General features: G+C 70.4%; 19 protein-coding genes. 12 read left to right on the top strand and 7 right to left on the bottom strand.

Annotation, left to right across the window (positions count from 1 at the left end; all coding sequences use genetic code 11):
- Window positions 1-196: 196 nt before the first annotated feature.
- Window positions 197-2848: a transglycosylase domain-containing protein gene (locus RM609_RS28655; RefSeq protein WP_311614560.1), complete on the top strand. Its 2652-nt coding sequence runs from the start codon at window positions 197-199 to the stop codon at window positions 2846-2848.
- A 130-nt stretch (window positions 2849-2978) separates the two neighbouring features.
- A complete protein-coding gene (locus RM609_RS28650; protein WP_311614558.1) occupies window positions 2979-4472 on the top strand; it encodes a glycosyltransferase family 87 protein in 1494 nt (497 codons plus the stop codon).
- A gap of 36 nt (window positions 4473-4508) precedes the next feature.
- On the opposite strand, the gene RM609_RS28645 is transcribed toward RM609_RS28650, so the two are convergent.
- From RM609_RS28645 to RM609_RS28635, 3 genes are all read right to left on the bottom strand, one after another.
- A complete protein-coding gene (locus tag RM609_RS28645) occupies window positions 4509-5540 on the bottom strand; it encodes an alanine racemase (RefSeq protein ID WP_311614556.1) in 1032 nt (343 codons plus the stop codon).
- Window positions 5541-5585: 45 nt separating this feature from the next.
- On the bottom strand, window positions 5586-6704 hold the full coding sequence (locus tag RM609_RS28640) for a lipid II:glycine glycyltransferase FemX (protein ID WP_311614555.1): 1119 nt from the start codon (window positions 6702-6704) through the stop codon (window positions 5586-5588).
- Between the two features lie 101 nt (window positions 6705-6805).
- A complete protein-coding gene (locus RM609_RS28635) occupies window positions 6806-7135 on the bottom strand; it encodes a hypothetical protein (RefSeq protein ID WP_311614553.1) in 330 nt (109 codons plus the stop codon).
- A gap of 276 nt (window positions 7136-7411) precedes the next feature.
- Here RM609_RS28635 and rpsF point away from each other — a divergent pair, with 276 nt between their 5' ends.
- The 4 genes from rpsF to rplI all read left to right on the top strand — a co-directional run bounded on the left by rpsF (window position 7412) and on the right by rplI (window position 9150).
- Window positions 7412-7702: a 30S ribosomal protein S6 gene (gene rpsF / locus RM609_RS28630; RefSeq protein ID WP_049719052.1), complete on the top strand. Its 291-nt coding sequence runs from the start codon at window positions 7412-7414 to the stop codon at window positions 7700-7702.
- 83 nt (window positions 7703-7785) lie between these two features.
- The gene (locus RM609_RS28625) at window positions 7786-8373 is read left to right on the top strand and encodes a single-stranded DNA-binding protein (protein ID WP_311614549.1); all 588 of its coding nucleotides are present in this window, start codon (window positions 7786-7788) and stop codon (window positions 8371-8373) included.
- Window positions 8374-8448: 75 nt separating this feature from the next.
- Entirely contained in the window at window positions 8449-8685 is a 237-nt protein-coding gene (rpsR, locus tag RM609_RS28620; protein ID WP_004950692.1) for a 30S ribosomal protein S18, read from the top strand.
- 18 nt (window positions 8686-8703) lie between these two features.
- Window positions 8704-9150 (top strand): 50S ribosomal protein L9, encoded by a 447-nt coding sequence (rplI, locus tag RM609_RS28615; protein WP_229349274.1) that lies wholly within the window; start codon window positions 8704-8706, stop codon window positions 9148-9150.
- A 186-nt stretch (window positions 9151-9336) separates the two neighbouring features.
- Here the strand turns inward: rplI and RM609_RS28610 are convergent, their stop codons facing one another.
- Window positions 9337-10677 (bottom strand): MATE family efflux transporter, encoded by a 1341-nt coding sequence (locus RM609_RS28610; RefSeq protein WP_311614537.1) that lies wholly within the window; start codon window positions 10675-10677, stop codon window positions 9337-9339.
- 493 nt (window positions 10678-11170) lie between these two features.
- On the opposite strand from RM609_RS28610, the gene dnaB reads away from it, so the two are divergent.
- A complete protein-coding gene (gene dnaB / locus RM609_RS28605; protein WP_438828561.1) occupies window positions 11171-12646 on the top strand; it encodes a replicative DNA helicase in 1476 nt (491 codons plus the stop codon).
- 106 nt (window positions 12647-12752) lie between these two features.
- Here dnaB and RM609_RS28600 read toward each other — a convergent pair whose 3' ends face one another.
- Both RM609_RS28600 and RM609_RS28595 read right to left on the bottom strand, forming a co-directional pair.
- The gene (locus RM609_RS28600) at window positions 12753-13319 is read right to left on the bottom strand and encodes a dihydrofolate reductase family protein (protein WP_311614535.1); all 567 of its coding nucleotides are present in this window, start codon (window positions 13317-13319) and stop codon (window positions 12753-12755) included.
- A gap of 220 nt (window positions 13320-13539) precedes the next feature.
- Entirely contained in the window at window positions 13540-14199 is a 660-nt protein-coding gene (locus RM609_RS28595; protein ID WP_311614533.1) for a rhomboid family intramembrane serine protease, read from the bottom strand.
- A 224-nt stretch (window positions 14200-14423) separates the two neighbouring features.
- Here RM609_RS28595 and RM609_RS28590 point away from each other — a divergent pair, with 224 nt between their 5' ends.
- From RM609_RS28590 to RM609_RS28580, 3 genes are all read left to right on the top strand, one after another.
- The gene (locus RM609_RS28590) at window positions 14424-15833 is read left to right on the top strand and encodes a serine hydrolase domain-containing protein (protein ID WP_311614531.1); all 1410 of its coding nucleotides are present in this window, start codon (window positions 14424-14426) and stop codon (window positions 15831-15833) included.
- A gap of 91 nt (window positions 15834-15924) precedes the next feature.
- Window positions 15925-17052: a pyridoxal-phosphate-dependent aminotransferase family protein gene (locus tag RM609_RS28585; RefSeq protein WP_311614529.1), complete on the top strand. Its 1128-nt coding sequence runs from the start codon at window positions 15925-15927 to the stop codon at window positions 17050-17052.
- A 194-nt stretch (window positions 17053-17246) separates the two neighbouring features.
- On the top strand, window positions 17247-17996 hold the full coding sequence (locus RM609_RS28580; RefSeq protein ID WP_311614527.1) for a TetR/AcrR family transcriptional regulator: 750 nt from the start codon (window positions 17247-17249) through the stop codon (window positions 17994-17996).
- Between the two features lie 44 nt (window positions 17997-18040).
- Here RM609_RS28580 and RM609_RS28575 read toward each other — a convergent pair whose 3' ends face one another.
- Complete coding sequence (locus RM609_RS28575; RefSeq protein ID WP_311614525.1) at window positions 18041-18505, bottom strand: MarR family winged helix-turn-helix transcriptional regulator; 465 nt, start codon at window positions 18503-18505, stop codon at window positions 18041-18043.
- 196 nt (window positions 18506-18701) lie between these two features.
- Here RM609_RS28575 and RM609_RS28570 point away from each other — a divergent pair, with 196 nt between their 5' ends.
- Both RM609_RS28570 and RM609_RS28565 read left to right on the top strand, forming a co-directional pair.
- Complete coding sequence (locus RM609_RS28570; protein ID WP_311614523.1) at window positions 18702-19943, top strand: MFS transporter; 1242 nt, start codon at window positions 18702-18704, stop codon at window positions 19941-19943.
- Window positions 19944-20032: 89 nt separating this feature from the next.
- Complete coding sequence (locus RM609_RS28565) at window positions 20033-20665, top strand: HAD family hydrolase (RefSeq protein WP_311614521.1); 633 nt, start codon at window positions 20033-20035, stop codon at window positions 20663-20665.
- Window positions 20666-21273 lie beyond the last annotated feature (608 nt).

The raw sequence follows: 21273 nt of genomic DNA, 5'->3' as shown, positions 1-21273 counted from the left end.
GCAGTGGGCTGGATTTGGCCGTGCGTAGTCTGTGCGCCATGCAGACCACAGGGAACCGGGTGACGCCCACAGACGTCCTGGACCTGTACGCAGTGCGGCCCACCGGTCAGGGGGGCATGGAGGCCGCACGTCGGGGGGAACGCAAGCCACCCTGCCGCTGTCAGGCGATAGCGCCTGCCCGAGGAGTATTCGTTCGATGAGCGAGCACCGCCGCAAGCCGCCGCCGCCTCAGGGCGGCGGACGAGCCGCGGCCCGTCGCGCGGCCCAGCAGCCGACGCCCGGCCGTCGCGCAGCACCATCCACCCACTCGGCCCCGCCCGGCTCCGGCCGCGGTGAGCCTCCGTACGGCAGTCGGCCGGGGGCCCGTCGCGGTGCTCCGCCCGGCGGCGCCGGCGGGCCGGGCGGGCGCAGACGCACCCCCGAGCAGGGGCTCGGGGGCCGAGGACGCCGGGACGGCGGCCGGTCCGGCGCCAAGCGGCTCATCGACTACCCGCGCGCGGGCAAGTCCGGGTTCCGGCGCTGGATCCCCTCCTGGAAGCTCACCGCGGGCCTGATCGTCTCGTTCGCGGGCCTGATCGTCGGCAGTGTCGGCGTCGCGCTGGCGGTGGTGCAGGTGCCGAGCGCGCAGAAGGCCGCCGTGGTCCAGAAGAACGTTTATTACTGGGCCGACGGCAAACAGATGGTCGTCGCGGGCGGTGGCAGTCTCAACCGTCAGATCGTGCCGATCTCCCAGATCCCCCTGGCGATGCAGAGCGCGGTGATCTCCGCGGAGAACGCCAGCTTCGAGCAGGACATGGGCGTCGACCCCATGGGCATCGCCCGGGCCGTCGTGAAGATGGCGCAGGGCGGTGAGACGCAGAGCGGCTCGACCATCACGCAGCAGTTCGTGAAGAACACCTATCTGAGCCAGGAGCAGACGCTCAAGCGCAAGATCACCGAGCTGCTCATCTCGGTCAAGGTCGGCGCCACCCAGGACAAGAAGGACATCCTCGCCGGCTATCTCAACACGGCCTATTACGGGCGTGGCGCCTACGGCATCCAGGCCGCGGCGCGGGCGTACTTCGACAAGGACTGCGCGGACCTGACGCCCAGCGAGAGCGCGTTCCTGTCGGCGACCCTGAACGGCCCGAACCTCTACGACCCGTACGGTGGCCAGGGCCCGGCGGCGACGCCGGAGAAGAACCTCAAGCGCGCCTCCGACCGCTGGAAGTGGACGCTCGACCGTGAGGTCCAGGTCGGCCGCATGCAGGCCGCCGACCGCGACAAGTGGGTCGCGGCGGGCTTCCCCAAGGTGCAGAAGCCGAAGCCCGCGACCAACCGCGCCGGCCAGATCGGCTACCTCACGGACCTCGCCGACAACTACATCGTCGCCCACTCCAAGCTCAGCAAGGCGGAGCTGGACAAGGGCGGCTACCAGATCTACACGACGTTCGACCGGGACAAGGTGGACGCGCTGTCGAAGTCGGTCGAGGAGGTGCGCAAGGCGAACATCAAGCCGAAGGTGCGCGACGTCGACCAGTTCGTCCAGTTCGGCGGCGCCTCGGTGGAGCCCAAGACCGGCAAGATCGTCGCCATCTACGGCGGCGAGAACGCGCTGGAGCACTTCACCAACAACGCCGACTACACGGGTGTCCAGGTCGGTTCGACGTTCAAGCCGTTCGTACTGGCCGCGGCGATGACGCACGGCAAGCGCAACCCGGCGCTCGGCCCGAAGCAGAGCGACAGCCAGCGCACGGTCGTCTCGCCGGAGAGCGTCTACAACGGCAACAACAAGGTGACCCTGCGGACCTACAACGGCACGGTCTGGCACGACCAGGACGGCAAGGAGTGGCACCAGCCGAACGACGGTGACGAGGACAAGGGTCTCGTCAGCCTCCGTACGGCCATGCAGTTCTCGGTGAACACCCCCTACATACAGCTCGGCATGGACGTGGGCACCGACCTGGTGCAGGAGGCCGCGCTCAAGGCCGGTCTGGACAAGGACCAGCTCGCCTCGCTGACCCCGACCTTCTCGCTGGGCACGTCGGCGCCCAGCGCCATCCGGCTGGCCGGCGCCTACGCGACGTTCGCGGCCAGCGGCAAGCAGGTCGACCCCTACTCCGTGACGAAGGTCGAGAAGGACGGCAAGCCGGCCTTCGAGCACGAGGAGAAGAGCGCCCAGGCCTTCGACTCCAACGTCGCCAACAACGTCACCGACGTGCTCAGGACCGTCGTGGAGTCGGGCACCGGCACCAAGGCCAAGCTCGGCGACCGCCCGGTGGCGGGCAAGACGGGTACGACCGACGGCAACCGCTCCGCCTGGTTCGCGGGCTACACCCCGCAGCTGTCGACGGCGATCGGCATGTACCGCGTCGACCCCAACGCCAAGCAGCAGGAGTTCCTGTCGATGCGCGGTGTGGGCGGCCAGCCCACCATCCACGGCGCCTCGTTCCCGGCGGAGATCTGGGCGGACTACATGACCGACGCGCTCAAGGGCAAGCCGGTGCTCCAGTTCGACGCGCCGCAGCCGATCGGGCAGAAGGTGTTCGGGGACGGGGCCAGTCCCTCCCCCAGCGTCGTGCCGTCCACGCCCCCCTCGGCCCCGCCGTCGGCGTCCCCCTCTCCCTCGAAGTCCCCGTCCGCCTCCCCGTCCCCGAGCGGGTCCTGCGCTCCGTTCGACTTCAAGTGCAAGTTCGGCGGCAGTGGCGGGAGCAACGGAAGCGGCAACGGTGGCAAGGACGGGGGCGCTTCGGGCGGTCCCGGAGGCACCGGCGGTGCCGGAGACCCGAGTGAGTCGCCGTCGCCGGGCGGGAACCGGCGCCCGCCGGGCGGTGGTGGTGGCGGACTGTTCGGCGGACCGGGTGGCTGATCATCGTATGAATCCGGCACGGGCAGTCTGAGCACGACTTTTCGAGGGCCGTCCCGCGTTCGCGCGGGGCGGCCCTCGTGGTTTTCCACAGGCTCCGCTGGTGCGACCACGGGTACGGCAGGATGAGGGCATGAGGAGCGCGCGGGACGATCAGCTTGTACGGCCCACCGTCGAGGACGAGGTGGCCGCGGCCGGCAGTGAGCTCATCGGCGGACCGGTGGGGCGGCGTGCGCTGACCGGTGCGCACTGGTGGACGCCGGTGCGGGTGATCGCGCTCGTGGCGATCGGGATGTTCGCGCTCGGCATGGTGCAGAAGCTGCCGTGCTACGACCACGGCTGGTTCTTCGGCGCCACCACCCAGTACACCCACGCCTGTTATTCCGACATCCCGCACCTCTACAACGGCCGGGGCTTCGACCAGGGCCTCATCCCGTACTTCGACCGGGTTCCCCAGTCGGTCGGCGGCGGCATGGACTATCTGGAGTACCCGGTCCTGACTGGGCTGTTCATGGAGGTCGCGGCGCTGTTCACGCCGGGCGGCGGAAGCCTCCAGCACCGCGAGCAGCTGTACTGGTTCGTGAACGCCGGCATGCTGCTGGCCTGCACGGCCGTCATCGTGATGTGCGCGGCCCGTACACACCGGCGCCGTCCTTGGGACGCGCTGCTGGTGGCTCTCGCCCCGGCCTTCGCGCTCACGGCCACCATCAACTGGGACCTCTTCGCTGTCGCTCTGACGGCCGCCGCGATGCTGATGTGGTCCCGTGGGCGCACAGTGCTGACGGGCGTGCTGATCGGCCTGGCGGCCGCTGCGAAGCTCTATCCTGCGCTGCTGCTGGGGCCGCTGCTCGTCCTGTGCTGGCGGGCCGGTCGGCCGCGGGCCTTCCTCACCGCCGCGGGCGGCGCGGTCGCCGCCTGGCTGGCGGTGAATCTGCCGGTCATGTTCACCCATGACGCCACGGGCTTCCACATCCGCGAAGGATGGGCGAAGTTCTACGTCTTCAGCAAGGAACGGCCGGTCGACTTCGGCTCTCTCTGGCTCTTCATCTCCGAGCACACCGGCAGCTCGATGGACGACGTCAACGTCTACGCGATACTGCTGATGATCCTCGGCTGCCTCGGCCTGGGAGCCCTCGCGCTGAGCGCCCCCAGGCGCCCGCGCTTCGCGCAGCTGGCCTTTTTGACGGTGGCGCTGTTCGTCCTCATAAACAAGGTCTATTCGCCGCAGTACGTGCTGTGGCTGGTGCCGCTCGCCGCGCTGGCCCGGCCCAAGTGGCGCGACTTCCTGGTCTGGCAGACCTGCGAGGTCCTGTACTACCTGGCCATCTGGCTCTACCTGGCCTACACCGGCAGCGGCGACAAGCACCAGGGGCTGCCGATGGACGGCTATCAGCTGGCGATCGTCGCCCACTTGCTGGGCACGCTCTACCTCTGCGCGCTGGTCGTGCGGGACATCCTGAAGCCCGAGCGGGACGTGGTGCGCCGCGACGGTTCGGACGATCCTTCCGGAGGCGTCCTGGACGGGGCCCCGGACATATTCGTCCTCGGCTCCGCGCGCCGCGAGCGGCACGCCGAGCCTTCCGGAGGCACACGCGTCAAATGGGGGACCGGGAGCCACGACGCCTGAGTCACGGCTCCCGGCCACATCACACGGGGGGTGGAATCAGTGATCGACGACGCGGTCGAACTGCGTGGTGGTGTGCCGCAGATGGGCCTCCAGCTCATCGCCGACCTGCGGGGCGGGAGCGTCGTTCGGCACGAACAGGATGGAGACCTGCATGTGCGGGGGCTCCGCGAACCACCGCTGCTTGCCGGCCCAGACGAAGGGCGACAGATTGCGGTTCATGGTGGCCAGGCCCGCCCGGGCCACGCCCTTGGCGCGCGGCATCATGCCGTGCAGCGCCTTCGGCGCCTCCAGCCCGACGCCGTGCGAGGTGCCGCCGGCGACCACGACCAGGTAGCCGTCACCGGGAGCCTTCTGCTGCCGGTAGCCGAAGCGGTCGCCCTTGGCGACGGGGGTGACGTCCAGGACGGCGCCCCGGTACTGGGTGGCGTCGTGGTCGCCCAGCCACAGCCGGGTGCCGATACGGGCCCGGAAGCGGGTCTGGGGGAACCGCTGCTGGAGCTCACGGAGTTCGTCGGCCTTGAGGTGGCTGACGAACATCGTGTGCAGCGGCAGATGGGCGTTGCGAAGCCGCTCCATCCAGCCGGTGACCTCGTCGACCCCGCTGCCGCCGTCCGCGTGGTCGAGCGGGAGGTGTATCGCGAAGCCCTCCAGGCGCACGTCCTCGATGGCGGCGTGCAGCTTGGGGAGGTCCTCCTCGCTGATGCCGTGCCGCTTCATGCTGCTCATGACCTCGATGACCACACGGGCGCCCACCAGCCCGCGCACGCCCTCGACCGAGGAGACGGACCGGATGGCCCGGTCCGGCAGCGGCACCGGCTCCTCGCCGAGCCGGAAGGGCGTCAGCACCAGCAGGTCGCCGCTGAAGTAGTCCTTGATCCGGGCCGCTTCGTAGGTGGTGCCGACGGCGAGGGTGTCCGCGCCCATGCGCGTGACCTCCTCGGCCAGGCGCTCATTGCTGAAGCCGTAGCCGTTGCCCTTGCAGACGGGGATGATCCCCGGAAACTGCTGGATGACGGACTGCTGGTGTGCCCGCCAGCGCGCGGTGTCGACGTAGAGCGTGAGCGCCATGGCCGGTCCCGGAACCTTTCCCTGAGTGTGGATGGAGCTGCTGGATCAACGTCGCGACATGTACATGTCGAGGGCCTTGTGCAGCAGCTTGTTGAGCGGGAAGTCCCACTCGCCGAGGTACTCGGCCGCCTGACCGCCCGTACCGACCTTGAACTGGATCAGGCCGAAGAGGTGGTCGCTCTCGTCCAGCGAGTCGCCGATGCCCCGCAGGTCGTAGACGCTGGCGCCCAGGGCGTAGGCGTCGCGCAGCATCCGCCACTGCATCGCGTTCGACGGACGGACCTCGCGCTTGTGGTTGGCCGAGGCGCCGTAGGAGTACCAGACGTGCCCGCCGACGATCAGCATCGTCGCCGCGGCGACGGCCTCGCCCTCGTGCACGGCGAAGTACAGCCGCATGCGGTTGGGGTCCTCGCTGTTGAGGGCCGTCCACATGCGCTGGAAGTAGCTCAGCGGGCGCGGGCGGAACTTGTCGCGCTCGGCGGTGATCTCGTAGAGGTGCTGCCAGGTGGGCAGGTCCTCGTAGCCGCCCTGGACGACCTCGACGCCGGCCTTCTCGGCCTTCTTGATGTTGCGCCGCCACAGCTGGTTGAAGCCCTTGTGGACGTCCTCCAGCGAGCGGCCCTCCAGCGGCACCTGGAAGACGTAGCGAGGCTGGACGTCGCCGAAGCCGGCGCCCTCCTCCTCGCCCTGCTGCCAGCCCATCCGGCGCAGCTGGTCGGCGACCTCGAAGGCGCGCGGCTCGATGAAGGTGGCCTCGACGTCGCGCAGGCGCTTGACGTCGGGGTCGGCGATGCCCTTCTTGATCGCGTCGGCGTCCCAGCGGCGGATCACCACCGGCGGGCCCATCTTCACGGAGAAGGCGCCCTGCTGCTTGAGGTGGGCCAGCATGGGCTCCAGCCAGTCGCGCAGGTTCGGGGAGTACCAGTTGATGACCGGGCCCTCGGGCAGGTAGGCCAGGTAGCGCTTGATCTTGGGGAGCTGGCGGTAGAGGACCAGACCGGCGCCGACGATCTGCCCGGCCTTGTCGAACCAGCCCAGGCTCTCCGAGCGCCACTCGCCCTTCACATCGGCCCACCCCGGCACCTGCATGTGACTGGCCGCGGGCAGGCTCTGGATGTATGCCAGATGCTGCTCTCGGCTGATTGTCCTCAGGGTCAGGCTCATGCGGGGCGCTCCTCGGCAGGTTTGTCCCCAGGGTCGGGGCTCCGGCTCTCGCGCCGAAGCCTACTGCGACAGGGGAGCGCCCCGTTTGGGCGTACGGTCCGCTATCCGATCACACCCCCGAAGAGTCCGCCGTGCGCCATGCCCAGGAAGAAGCCGATGGCCGAGGCGCCGAGCCCGATGATCAGCAGGAAGCGCTCGCCGGTGGTGGCCGAGATGAACTGGCCCCAGGCCCCCGTGAGAATGCCCACGAGCCCGCTCCAGGACGAGACCAGATGGAGGTTGTTGAACGCCGAGGAGATGAAGGCGAGCGCACCGAGCACGACCGTCACGGCGACGAGGGTGTTCTCGACGGGATGGGGCTTTCCGTCGCTGTTCAGCACACCGCTGAGCAGCGAGCGGAGCCCGCGGGGCTGTCGTGCTGCCTGTGTCATTGGGGCACCTCCTGAAGGCAGGCGGCGCGCTATGGCGCCGGTCACACCCGTCGGTTCCAGACTGAGGGGCCGGGTCGCCCGATTTCAACCACACGCCGAAGTGCGGGTACTCTGTACGGTCTGCACCGGTGTCTGCCCGGACCCAGCTTCGGTCCCAGGGGCAACCCAGGGACTTTCCGCTGATTGTCAGTGTCCGCCGATACCGTTGTTCACGCATCACGACCCTCCTGCCACGGATCGACCGTGGCCGCTGAGTCCAAAGGAGGTGGGTTCCACATGCGTCACTACGAGGTGATGGTCATCCTCGACCCCGATCTCGAGGAGCGCGCTGTCTCCCCGCTGATCGAGAACTTCCTCTCCGTCGTCCGTGAGGGCAACGGAAAGGTCGAGAAGGTCGACACCTGGGGCCGTCGTCGTCTCGCTTACGAGATCAAGAAGAAGCCCGAGGGCATCTACTCGGTCATCGACCTTCAGGCCACGCCTGAGGTCGTCAAGGAGCTCGACCGACAGATGAACCTGAACGAGTCGGTCCTCCGGACCAAGGTCCTCCGTCCCGAGACCCACTGAACCTGACGGTTCAGAGGTAATCGGGCTGCACTCAACCGAGTAGCAACAAGCAGCCAGCAGCACACCCGCCGAGAGGTTCATCCATGGCAGGCGAGACCGTCATCACGGTCGTCGGCAATCTCGTCGACGACCCCGAGCTGCGCTTCACCCCGTCCGGTGCGGCGGTCGCGAAGTTCCGTGTCGCGTCCACTCCCCGCACCTTCGACCGCCAGACCAACGAGTGGAAGGACGGCGAGAGCCTCTTCCTCACGTGCTCGGTGTGGCGTCAGGCGGCGGAGAACGTCGCCGAGTCGCTTCAGCGAGGCATGCGCGTCATCGTGCAGGGCCGTCTGAAGCAGCGGTCCTACGAGGACCGCGAGGGCGTCAAGCGCACGGTCTTCGAGCTCGACGTCGAAGAGGTCGGGCCCAGCCTGAAGAACGCCACGGCGAAGGTGACCAAGACCACGGGTCGCGGTGGCCAGGGTGGCTTTGGCGGCGGCAGCGGTGGCGGCCAGGGTGGCGGCGGCTGGGGCTCCGGTCCCGGCGGCCAGCAGGGCGGCGGGGCTCCCGCCGCCGACGACCCCTGGGCGTCCAGCGCCCCGTCCGGCGGCCAGCAGGGCGGCGGCGGAGGTGGCTGGGGCGGCGGCTCCGGCAACTCCGGCGGCGGCTACTCGGACGAGCCGCCCTTCTAGGTCCCCCCGGGGACCCGGGCCCCTGTGGCCCGAGGGCGACGGCACAAAACTTCTTGATTTCACAGGAGAGAGACAATGGCGAAGCCGCCCCCGCGCAAGCCTAAGAAGAAGGTCTGCGCGTTCTGCAAGGACAAGACCGCTTACGTGGACTACAAGGACACGAACATGCTGCGGAAGTTCATTTCCGACCGCGGCAAGATCCGTGCCCGTCGCGTGACCGGCAACTGCACTCAGCACCAGCGTGACGTCGCCACGGCCGTGAAGAACAGCCGTGAGATGGCGCTGCTGCCCTACACCTCGTCTGCGCGATAAGGGAAGGGTGACCAAGTAATGAAGATCATCCTCACCCACGAGGTCTCCGGCCTCGGCATCGCCGGCGACGTCGTCGACGTCAAGGACGGCTACGCCCGTAACTACCTGGTCCCGCGCGGTTTCGCGATCCGCTGGACCAAGGGTGGCGAGAAGGACGTCGAGCAGATCCGTCGCGCTCGCAAGATCCGCGCGATCGCCACGATCGAGCAGGCCAACGAGGTCAAGGGCCAGCTCGAGGGCGTCAAGGTCCGCCTTGCCGTCCGCGCCGGCGAGGCCGGCCGCCTGTTCGGCTCCGTGACCCAGGCCGACGTCGCTTCGGCGATCAAGGCTTCCGGTGGTCCCGAGGTCGACAAGCGCCGCGTCGAGCTGGGCTCGCCCATCAAGACCCTGGGCGCCCACCAGGTGTCCGTGCGTCTGCACGCCGACGTCGTTGCCAAGCTCGGCATCGAGGTCATCGCCGCCTGACGTTCGCGCCAGGCAGCTGTTGAAGGGCCGTACCCCTCGCGGGGTGCGGCCCTTCCGCCGTTCAGCGGAACCGTTTCGCCTGAATGGGCCGACGTCTCGCTCGAACAGACCGGCGGAGGCCGGCACCCGGCCCGTCCCGGCCCCCCCGTCCCGGCACCCGGCCCGTTCCGGCGGCCGCCGGTGCCGTCAGCCCCGTACGGCCCCGGTGACGATCCAGCGGCCCGAGCGCGCCCGGATCCACAGGCTCACCAGCCGGGCCGTCATCATCAGCGTCATGGCCCACCACAGCGCCGTCAGACCGCCCCCCAGGGCGGGGACCAGCAGGGCGACGGGGGCGAAGACGGCGAGGACCACCAGCATCGCCCGGGCCAGATAGGGCCCGTCCCCGGCGCCCATCAGCACCCCGTCCAGGACGAAGACCACTCCGGCGACGGGCTGCCCCACGGCGACCACCAGCAGGGCGGGCAGCAGGGCGTCCCGTACGGCCGGGTCCGAGGTGAACAGCGGGATGAACGCGTACCGGCCCGCCACCACCAGGGCTCCCAGCACCACACCGGAGGCGATGCCCCACTGCACCATGCGGCGGCAGGCGGCCCGGGCCCCGGCGGTGTCCCCGGCGCCCAGATGGCGGCCTATGATCGCCTGCCCGGCGATGGCTATGGCGTCCAGCGCGAAGGCCAGGAGGTTCCACAGGGAGAGCACGACCTGGTGCGCGGCGATGTCGATGTCACCGAGCCGTGCCGCCACAGCCGTGGCGATCATGAGGATGGCGCGCAGCGAGAGGGTGCGCACCAGCAGGGGTGCCCCGGCCCGGGCGCATGCCCGTATCCCCGCGGCGTCGGGGCGGAGCGAGGCGCCGTGCCGCCGGGCTCCCCGGACGACGACGGTGAGGTAGACGGCGGCCATGGCGAACTGGGCGAGCACCGTCCCCCAGGCGGATCCGGCGATCCCCAGGCCCGCGCCGTAGACGAGCGCGACGTTGAGCGCGGCGTTGGCGACGAAGCCGCCGACGGCGACGTACAGCGGCGTCCTGGTGTCCTGCAGCCCGCGCAGCACTCCCGTGGAGGCGAGTACGGCGAGCATCGCGGGGATGCCCAGCGCGCTGATCCGCAGATAGGTGGTGGCGTACGGGGCGGCGGTGGCGGAGGCGCCGAAGGCGCGGGCGAGCAGTGGGGCGGTGGCCAGCACGGCGGCGGTGACCACCGCCCCGAGTATCAGTGCCAGCCAGATGCCGTCCATCCCCTGCCGGATGGCGGCCGGGAGGTCGCCGGCGCCGACCCGGCGGGCCACGGCAGCGGTGGTGGCGTAGGCGAGGAAGACGAAGACGCTGACGGCGGTGGTGAGGAGCGCGGCGGCGATGCCGAGGCCCGCGAGCTGAGGGGTGCCGAGATGCCCCACGATGGCGCTGTCGGCCATCACGAAGAGGGGCTCCGCGACGAGGGCGCCGAAGGCCGGGACGGCCAGGGCGACGATCTCGCGGTCGTGCCGGCGGGCGTCGGGCCGGACGGGCGCGGGGGCCTGGGGCACGGAGTCCCTCCCATCTTCCACAGGTAATCAGTGCATACAGCTTAGGACCCTTACCGGGGCGAGTGGTGCGCGATCTTCTCTGCGCCGTTTGTCGTGATCTCGGGCCAACGGGGAAAGTTTTTCTTCTCAACAGCCCGTGGATGGCAAAGGTGCAGGTCAGAGCGGTGCGGTGGAGGTGATTGTGTGTTTGTCCACAGTGCTTTCCCCCGGCCCGTGCACAGGTTACGGGGACTTCTCCACAGGCTTGGGCCGCTCATCCACAAGGCCTGTGGATAACCAGATTGGCTGACGGTGCCCGCGGCCCTACCGTGGACCGGCGCCCACCGTCTGTCTTCCGCCTCGTCATCGCTTCGCGGGCCTCACGGGTCCGACATGAACCCGCCGCGAACTCGACGCGTCAGAACCGGAGTCGGGCGTCCTATTTGTCAGAGCCGTGCCGTAAGAAAGAGTGGCACGGCGAGGTCCGCTCCGCGGACGGGAGGAGGTGGCCCGGGTGAGCATTCCCGAGCCCATGGACGACGGCCCGTGGGGCGACGGCGGCCCCGGCGACCGGCTCCCCTTCCCCCGCTCCCGGCGCGGTGACGGCAAGGGCCGCGGTGAGCAGCACGACCGGGGCGACGAGGGCTCCTGGGAGCGGAGCAGCGGCTTCGAGCGCGTACCTCCGCAGGATCTCGACGCGGAGCAGTCCGTCCTCGGCGGCATGCTGCTGTCGAAGGACGCCATCGCCGACGTGGTAGAAGTCCTCAAGGGCCAGGACTTCTACCGTCCGGCGCACGAGACGGTCTACCAGGCCATCCTCGATCTGTACGCCAAGGGCGAGCCCGCCGACCCCATCACCGTCGCCGCCGAGCTCACCAAGCGCGGTGAGATCACCAAGGTCGGTGGCGCGGCGTATCTGCACACCCTGGTGCAGTCGGTGCCGACCGCGGCCAATGCCGAGTACTACGCCGAGATCGTCCACGAGCGCGCTGTCCTGCGCCGTCTGGTCGAGGCCGGCACGCGCATCACGCAGATGGGATACGCGGCCGACGGCGATGTCGACGACATCGTCAACAAGGCCCAGGCCGAGGTCTACGCCGTCACCGAGCAGCGCACCAGCGAGGACTACCTCCCGCTCGGCGACATCATGGAGGGCGCGCTCGACGAGATCGAGGCGATCGGCTCCCGCAGCGGCGAGATGACCGGTGTCCCCACGGGCTTCACCGATCTCGACGCCCTGACGAACGGCCTCCACCCCGGCCAGATGATCGTCATCGCGGCCCGTCCCGCCATGGGTAAGTCGACCCTCGCGCTGGACTTCGCCCGCGCCTGTTCGATCAAGCACAACATGCCGAGCGTGATCTTCTCGCTCGAAATGGGGCGCAACGAGATCGCGATGCGTCTGCTGTCCGCCGAGGCCCGCGTCGCCCTCCACCACATGCGCTCCGGCTCGATGACGGACGACGACTGGACCCGGCTCGCCCGCCGGATGCCGGATGTCTCCGCCGCCCCGCTCTTTATCGACGACTCGCCGAACCTGTCGATGATGGAGATCCGCGCCAAGTGCCGCCGGCTGAAGCAGCGCAGCGGCATCAAGCTCGTGATCATCGACTATCTGCAGCTGATGCAGGCCGGTGGCGCCAAGCGTGCCGAGAGCCGCCAGCAGGAGGTCTCGGACATGTCCCGAAACCTCAAGCTGCTGGCCAAGGAGCTGGAGCTCCCGGTCATCGCGCTCTCCCAGCTGAACCGTGGCCCCGAGCAGCGTACGGACAAGAAGCCGATGGTCTCCGACCTGCGAGAGTCCGGTTCCATCGAGCAGGACGCCGACATGGTCATCCTGCTCCACCGCGAGGACGCCTACGAGAAGGAGTCGCCCCGCGCGGGCGAGGCGGACATCATCGTCGGCAAGCACCGTAACGGCCCCACGGCCACGATCACCGTGGCCTTCCAGGGCCACTACTCGCGCTTTGTCGACATGGCGCAGACCTGATCGGAAACGCTGTAGGGTCTCGCGGCTGATGTCGTAATCTCACGGACCGTGTCGTACCGGTGTCGTATACGACATCACCGTGAGACCAGCGCGTGGGTGCTGCTGCTCAGCGCCTCGTCTCGTACCTGGTCAGGACCACGCCGCCGGGAAACGTCCGCGTCTCCACCAGGTTCAGGTTCACCCAGCTGTCCAGCGCGGTGAAGAACGGCGTGCCGCCGCCCACCAGGACCGGATGGGCGGCGATCACGTACTCGTCGATCAGCCCGGCGCGCATGGCCGCCCTGGCAAGCGTTGCGCCGCCGATGCTCATTGGGCCGCCGTCCTCGGCCTTGAGCCGGGCGATCTCGGCGATCGCGTCGCCGGTGACCAGACGGGTGTTCCAGTCGACCTTGTCGATCGTCGAGGAGAACACCACCTTCGGCGTGTCCCGCCAGTTCCGCGCGAACTCGATCTCCGCCGGGGTGGCGTTGGGCTGCTGGTCGCCGGTCGGCCAGTAGGAGCTCATCGTCTCCCATAGCTTGCGCCCGTACAGCGACAGGCCACTCGCCTGCTCGTGGTCGAGCCACCACTGGAACAGTTCGTGGCTCGGCGGTCCGCTCCAGCCGATGTCGTCGCCGGCCGCGGCGATGTAGCCGTCCAGGGTCAGGTTCATGCCGTAGATCAGTTTCCGCATGGCCCAGCCTTCCGTCCGTGGGTGTCCGGCGAGTAGACCAGCGCGGCGCGGAAAACTCATCGGTGCGCTATCTGGGCTCGCCGGTAGTCCTCGTGCTCGGGGCTCAGCGTGGTGTACCCGGCCGACTCGGACAAGCCGCCTGATTGTCAGTGGCCAGTTGTAATTCCCCACAGGTGGCCAGTTTCTGGGGAACTATCTGGCCGCCCGCCGTCACGCTGAGTCAGACCGCCAGGGGCGGACGGGCAGGAGTTGCCAGTCCGACTCCCAGTGCGCTGCCGACAAGAAGGCCCAGGCCGTGGTTGTTGGTGAGGAGGCAAAGGACAAGACCCGCGGCGGGGATGACGAGAGCCACCCGCCGCAGGGCGACGACGCTGCCGCGCGCCGCGTACCAGGTGGAGAGTGCGCCGACGAGGCCGCAGATCGCCACGGAGTCCCCGCCTCCTTGGAGGCTCCAGCCGGCCATGCTCACCGCCTGCGCCGTCACGCCGCTTGCCGTAAAGACCAGCAACGTGCGCCAGGAGCCGAACTGCCGCTCGGCGAGCGGAGCGACAACCGCGAGCGCGGCCAGGTTGAACAGGAGTTGGAACCAGCCCGATGACTGCACCATCAAGGCGGTCACGGCTCGCCACCACGCGCCATGAGGGTGTCGCTCGAGCGCATCGATCATGGCGGGGGCAGCCGTCTGGGCCACGCCGAGCACCACCATGGTGGCCACCAGCCCCGTGGCGGCTCTCGGGAGAGGCTGCCGCCACGCCCGCAGCAAGGCCAGGGGAGGGGACATCTCCTCGCAGTCCTTCGTGGCGAGCCTCGCCAGGAGTTGGATGCCCGACACGATGACGGCCACCGCGCACCCATAGAGCAACACACTGTGCATGTTCATGATCAAAGCCTGTCAGATGGTGCAGCTGCACCGACAGGCACGGCCATGCGAGTGATAAACGCACTGCCCCTGCCGGACAGCGTCAACGACACGGAGAGTGACCAGGGCTGTGAGACAGCCAAGAACGCCCAGGTCACGCAAGATCGACATGTCACGAGCGGCGAGACCCTGCAAACGGGTCGCCCAGGTCACGGGCCCGCGTCGCGCCTGACTAGGGTGCGGGCATGACCGTCTCGCGCGAAGTGCCCAAGGAAGAGCTCCCGGACGCCGGACTCCTCGACGAGCTCCTTCCGGCCACCCGGCGCGCCCTGCTGCACCGGGTCGCCACCGGCCAGGCCGAGGGCCGCGCGCCCTCGCTGGTGGGCGCGGTGACGCGGAGCGGGCGCATGGTGTGGTCCGCCGGGCGGGGCGATGTGGCCGGGGAGACGCCCGGCGCCGACACGCAGTACCGGATCGGTTCGATCACCAAGTCCCTTGTCGCCGTTCTCGTCATGCGGTTGCGCGACGAGGGGCTGATCGGCCTCGACGAGCCGCTCGGGACGTATCTCGACGTACCCGAGGGCGGCCGGGCGACCATCGCCCAACTGCTGTCGCACACCTCCGGACTGGCGGCGGAGGCGCGTGGCCCCTGGTGGGAGCGTACGGACGGCGCTCTGCGCCCCGAGCTCGCGGACATCTTCGGCGAGCGCCCCCAGCGCCATCCCGCAGGGCGCCTGCACCACTACTCCAACCCCGGATACGCGCTGCTCGGCGCGCTGGTGGAGCGGCTGCGCGGTGAGCACTGGTACGAGGCGCTGCGCCGGGAGGTGCTGGTGCCGCTGGGCATGCTCCGTACGACCCTCGGGCCCGAGGCGCCGTACGCCGAGGGCCGGGCCGTGCACCCCTGGGCGGATGTGCTGCTCCCGGAACCCGCGGTGGACACCGGGCGGATGGCGCCCGCCGGGCAGCTCTGGTCCACGGCCGCCGACCTGTGCCGCTTCGCGGAGTTCCTGCTGAACGGCGACGACCGGGTGCTCGGGGCGAGCTCGGTGGCGGAGATGCGGATGCCGCGGACCGAGCCCCAGGGGCCGGACTGGACGGGCGGTTACGGCCTGGGCCTCCAGCTGACGCGCCACGACGGCCGGGTCCTGTGCGGGCACACGGGCTCGTTGCCGGGCTTTGTGGCGTCGCTGTGGGCCGACCCCGAAGAGGGCGTCGCGGCGGTGGCGCTGAGCAACCTCACCTCGTTCTTCGGCCTGGTCCCCGTCGTGGCGGACCTCGTGCGCACGGTCGTGGAGAACGAGCCCCGGATCCCGGAACCCTGGCGTCCGCTCGACGGCGCGGACCCGGCCCTGCTGGAGCTGACCGGGCCCTGGTACTGGGGCGCCACCCCGTTCGTACTGCGTCTGGTCGCCGACCGGGGGCTGCGGCTGCACCCGGTGGGGAACGGCGGGCGCGCCGCGCGCTTCCGCGCCGAGGAGGACGGCACCTGGACGGGGCTCGACGGCTACTACGCGGGGGAGACCCTGCGGGCCGTACGCCGCGAGGACGGCACGGTCAGCCATCTCGACCTCGGCACCTTCGTCTTCACCCGTGAGCCCTACGAGCCCGGGAGCGCGGTACCGGGCGGCGTCGACACGGGCGGCTGGCGATAGTCGGATTGTCGGCATGACTGGGGGTGCGGCGTAGAGTCGACAGGAGATTGGCGGGCGCCGCGTCGCGGCGCGACATCCCCTGGAAGGCACCGTGACTGCGAACACCGCACCGGACCTGCTCGACTTCGCGCCTCTCGGCGCGGGCCACTTCGCTCGGATCGAGGACAAGGTCGCGGCGCTGATGCGCACGCGCCAGACCGTCGTCGCCATGCAGGGCGAGGCACTGCTCCCGCTGGAGGCGTGCATCCGCTCGGCCGTGCGGCCCGGCAGCACCGCGCTGAACATCATCACCGGCCCGTACGGCGAGACGTTCGGCGGCTGGCTTCGCTCCTGCGGTGCCGAAGTGGTGACCGTGAGCGCGCCGTTCAGCGGGGCTGTCACCGCCGAGCAGGTGGCCGAGGCGCTCCGCGCGCACCCCGCCATCGACTTCGTCAGCCTCGTGCACGCCGAGGCGGCGACCGGCAACACCAACCCCGTCGCCGAGATCGCCGCTGTCGTCCGTGAGCACGGCGCCCTGCTGATGCTGGACGCCGTCGCCTCCATCGCCGCCGAGCCGCTGCTCACCGACGACTGGGGCGTCGACCTGTGCGTCATCGGCGGTCAGAAGGCCATGGCGGGCCCGGCGGGCGTCTCCGTCGTCTCCGTGAGCGCCCGTGCCTGGGAGCGCATCGCCGCCAACGAGCAGGCGCCGCGCCGCTCCTACCTCTCCCTGCTGGACTGGAAGGAGCGCTGGATCGACGGCGGCCGCGCCGCCCTTCCGCACGCGCCGGCCCAGCTGGAGATGCTCGCGCTGGAGCAGGCCGCCGACCGCATCGCCGCGGACGGCCTGGACAGCGTGATCGCCCGTCACCGCGCCGCCTCCGCCGCCACGCGCGCGGGCGTACGGGCGCTGGGCGCGCTCGCGCCCTACGTCGTCCGCGACGAGGACGCCGCACCCGCCGCCACCACGCTGCGCGCGCCCGACGGCGTCGACGCCCGCGACATCGTGGCGGCCGCCCTGGCGGCGGACGCGTCCGTGCCCGTTCAGGCGGCCGCGGGCACGCTCGCGACGGAGATGATCCGGGTCAACCACTACGGCCTCGACGCGGACCGGGAGGTCGTGCTCGGTTCGCTGGCGGCGCTCGCCGAGGGGCTGCGCGCCCTGGGCGTTCCGGTCGCGGACGAGGACGGTGCCCTGGCGGCCGCGGGCAAGGCCTGGGACGCGGTGATCTCCGGCTGACCGCAGGACGCGGCCGCATCGAGCCGCCGTCGGCGCTTCACGCGTCGGTGGCGGCTCTTTTGTTGCCTCGGGCGGCCTTTTCTTCTTGTTTTCGCTTTTGCCCCGGTATGGCGCTGCGGGCCCTCGCTCATTCGCACGGATAGAATCGGAACCATAGTCCCGTTTCTCTCTCAGGCCTCCGGAGACCCAGGCGCATGGCTCAGTGCAGGACCACGTCGACCGCTTCTCCGGCCTCTCAGCCGCTGCGCTCGGACGCCCGCCGCAACCGCTCGCTGGTTCTCCAGGCCGCCCGATCGGCCTTCGAGGAAGAGGGGTTGGCGGTGCCGCTCGGGGAGATCGCGCGCCGGGCCGGAGTGGGCGCGGGCACTGTCTACCGTCATTTCCCTTCCAAGGAAGCCCTGTTCAGGGCCACGGTCGTGGACCGGGTGCGGCTTTTCACCGATACGGCACGGGAGTTGGCCGACTCGGACGACCCCGGCCGGGTGTTCTATCGCTATCTGACGGCCGTTGTGCGGCTGTCCGTGCGGAACAAGGGCCTGTGCGATGCGCTGGAGGGCAGTTTCGAGCCCTCTCCCGGGGTCGAGGCGGACTTCCGGGAGGCTCTCGCCGCCCTGCTGGAGCGGGCCCAACAGGCGGGCGCGGTACGGAAGGACGTGTCCGTGGCTGATGTGACGGCCCTGCTCGTGGGGTGTCTGTCGATGGAGCAGCGGCGGGGGCCGGGGACGGCGCCGGGGAGGATGACCGCGCTGGCGTGCGACAGTCTCCGCCCGGGGCGTCATGTGACGAAACTGCCCGCGAATCCGGCACCCGAGCGTAACGAAACCCGGTGTGCCGTGTGCGGCGGCCCGGTGGCCGCCGCTCGTACGGGCCGGCCTGCCCGGTACTGCGCCGCGGCCTGCCGGCAGAAGGCGCACCGGGAGCGGGCCCGCGCACGCGGAGTCTGACCGGTCCGGCGGGCCGACCGGGCCCGGTTCGACCGGTCCGGCGGTTACGAGTCGGCGGGGGCGAGGGACTCCACGGCGGCGACCAGCGGGGCGAGCTCGGTCCGGTTCGCGGCGTCGTCCAGCGCCTCGCGGAGGGCCGTGTCGTTGGTGGGGCGGGCTTCTTCCAGAAGGACGCGGCCCGCGTCCGTGACGTCGGTGTAGATGCCGCGCCGGTCGGTGAGGCAGAGATAGCGCGTCAGCAGACCGCGGTCCTCCAGGCGGGTGACCAGGCGCGTCGTCGCGGACTGGCTGAGGACGACGGCGTCCGCCACCTCGTTCATCCGCAGGTGGCCGCCCTCGCCGTCGTGCTGGCGGTTGAGGACGTCGAGCACGGAGAACTCGCGCACGCTCAGCTCGTGATGGGCCTGAAGGGCGCGTTCTATGTGCGCCTCGATCCGGCTGTGCAGCGCCGACAGGGCGCACCAGCCCTGCGCCAGGCCGGTCAGGGCGGGATCCAGGGTGCGGGACATGGGTGAGCCCTCCTTCGGGGACGTCCGAGCGTGCCGTCCGCGCGTGCCCGTGCGGTCACGACCAGCGTATCTCCCCCGTGCAATAGTCAGCGCTTGCAAGTAAATGCGTCTGCAATTATTGTGTAGGCCTGTAGGAGTCGGCCGCAATCAACTGGCCGGAAGGTCTTCCCTGCCTCGACCCGTACGAAGGACCCCCATGCCCCTCGCCCTGCTGGCGCTCGCCATCGGCGCCTTCGGAATCGGCACCACCGAATTCGTCACCTCGGGACTGCTCCCCGACATCGCCGCGGACTTCGGGGTCTCGATCCCGACCGCGGGCCTCCTGACCACCGGCTATGCCCTCGGTGTCGTCGTCGGGGCCCCGATCCTGGCCGTCGTCGGCGGTCGCGTCGCGCGCAAGACGATGCTGATGGCCCTGATGGGCCTGTTCGTCGCGGGGAACGTCCTCTCGGCCGCCGCGCCAGTCTTCGGGGTGATGCTCGCCGGGCGCATCGTCGCCTCGCTCGCGCACGGCGCGTTCTTCGGCATAGGCGCGATCGTGGCCGCCGGACTCGTCGCCCCGCAGAAGAAGGCGGGCGCGATAGCGATGATGTTCACCGGGCTCACCACCTCGACCGTGGTGGGCGTGCCGCTGGGCACCCTCGTCGGCCAGAACGCGGGCTGGCGGGTCACCTTCCTGATCATCGCCGGGCTGGGCGTGCTCGCCGTCCTGGGCATCGCGGCCCTCGTGCCGCGGCAGCCGCGCCCCGAGCGGATCCCGCTCAGCGGCGAAACGGCCGCCTTCCGCAACCCCCAGGTGCTGCTCGCCATGGCGATGACGGTCCTCGGCTTCGGCGGCGTCTTCACCATGAGCACCTACCTGGCCCCGCTGGTCACCGACGTCGCCGGCTACGCGCCCTCGTCCGTCACCTGGCTGCTCGTCCTCTTCGGCCTGGGCATGCTGGTGGGCAACCTGGCCGGCGGCAAGTTCGCGGACCGCGCGCTGATGCCCATGCTCTTCACCGCCCTCGGCGGGCTCGCGGTCCTGCTCGCCCTGCTGCCCCTCACCGCCCACAACAAGATCGCGATCGCGGTCGTCATCCCGCTCATCGGGGCCTTCGGCTTCGCCACTGTGCCGCCGCTCCAGAAGCGGGTCCTGGACCAGACCGCCGACGCCCCCACGCTCGCCTCCGCCGTCAACATCGGCGCCTTCAACCTGGGCAACGCCATGGCCGCCTGGCTCGGCGGGCTCGTGATATCCGCCGGATTCGGCTACACCGCGCCCAACTGGGTCGGCGCCGGGATGGCCGCGGCCGCGCTGCTCCTCGCCCTTCTCTCCGCGTCGCTGGAGCGCCGCACGGAGCGGGGCACGGACCGGGGCGGGCGGATCGTGGCCTCGGGGTCGAAGGGGCCGAAGCCGGTGGCCTCCGACGCGGAGCGCGTGACGGCCGGCCGCTGACCCCCGGTTGCCACCCCGGAACGTTCTCCCATCCGGGCGCCCGGGCCTGCCGGGCGCTTGGACCCGCCGGGCGCCTAGGCTCGGTGGTCATGACCAGACTGCACCTGTTCGACCTGGACGGAACGCTCATCCACGGCTCGGCCGCCGCTGTCGAGATATCCCGGCAACTGGGCCTGGAGAAGGAGATCGGCGAGCTGGAGAGGGCCTTCGCCGCGGGGGAGCTGGTGCCGTCCCGGTTCGCCCAACTGGCTGTGGAGCTTTGGGCCGAGCTGACGGAAGCGCAGGTCACGGCCGCCTTCGAAGGGGCTCCCTGGCTGGCCGGAATCCGGGAGGTCTGGGCCGCCATCCGGGCCCGCGGCGAGCGCTGCGCGGTGATCTCCCTGTCGCCGGGCTTCTTCGTCGAACGCCTGCTGGACTGGGGCGCCGACGCGGCCCACGGATCGCGCTGGCCCTCGGTGCCGTTCCGCGATCCGGTGGACCCGGCGGGGATCCTCGACGCCGCGGCGAAGGTGCGGATCGCCGACGAGCTCTGCGAGCGGTACGGGCTGGGCCGCGCCGACTGCGTGGCCTACGGGGACTCGATGTCGGACGCGAGGCTCTTCGCCGAGGTACCGCTCTCGGTCGCGATCAACGCGGACCACCATGTGCGGGACATCGCCTCGTACGCGTACGACGGCCTCGACCTCCGGGAGGCGTACGCGCTGGCCGGCGGCCCCCTCTAGCCGAGGCGAGCCGGGACAGCGGGCACGGTCGCCCCCTGCCACGCCGGATCGGGACAGCCTAGACCCAACCGGAGCCCCATCACCCGGAGTTCCGGGAAGACACCCGGAATCGGGGACCCGTGGTGCCATGCTGCGTGGACGGGAACAGCGACTCATCAGCAGCGCGGGGAATCGCGGAAACCTTCCCGCCCTCTTCGGCGGAAGCGCGCGGCCCGGCCGGGAAACGCTCGAGGCGAGGCAACCATGAACGCTCCGACCACCCCGCCGACCCACGGCGGCGCGTCCGGACCGGGAGGTGAGAGGAACCGGTTCACTCCGGCCGAGGCGCGATGGACGGCGGAGGCGGAGGGCTTATCGGCGCCGGGCGGGTTACCCGTGGCGGGGGAGGGACCCGAGGGGGCGCCCGCCGCGGCCCGCCCCCGGACCCCGGTCCACGAGCACGGTTCGTCCCCGGGCGACCGCTGGCAGCCGCTGGCGTACCGCGCGCACACGCGTGAACACGAACGCCCGGCCGAGGAGCCCCCCGCAAGCCGCCCCGCCCCTCCCCACGCCCCTGTTCCACCTCTTCCCCCTGTTCCACCCCTTCCCCCGGGCCCACCCCCCCCCGC

Origin of the sequence: Streptomyces hesseae (assembly GCF_031845785.1) — a bacterium.
GTDB classification, from domain to species: Bacteria; Actinomycetota; Actinomycetes; order Streptomycetales; family Streptomycetaceae; genus Streptomyces; species Streptomyces hesseae.
Note: the sequence above shows the minus strand (reverse complement) of the source record. Positions and strands in the feature narration are given on the sequence as shown.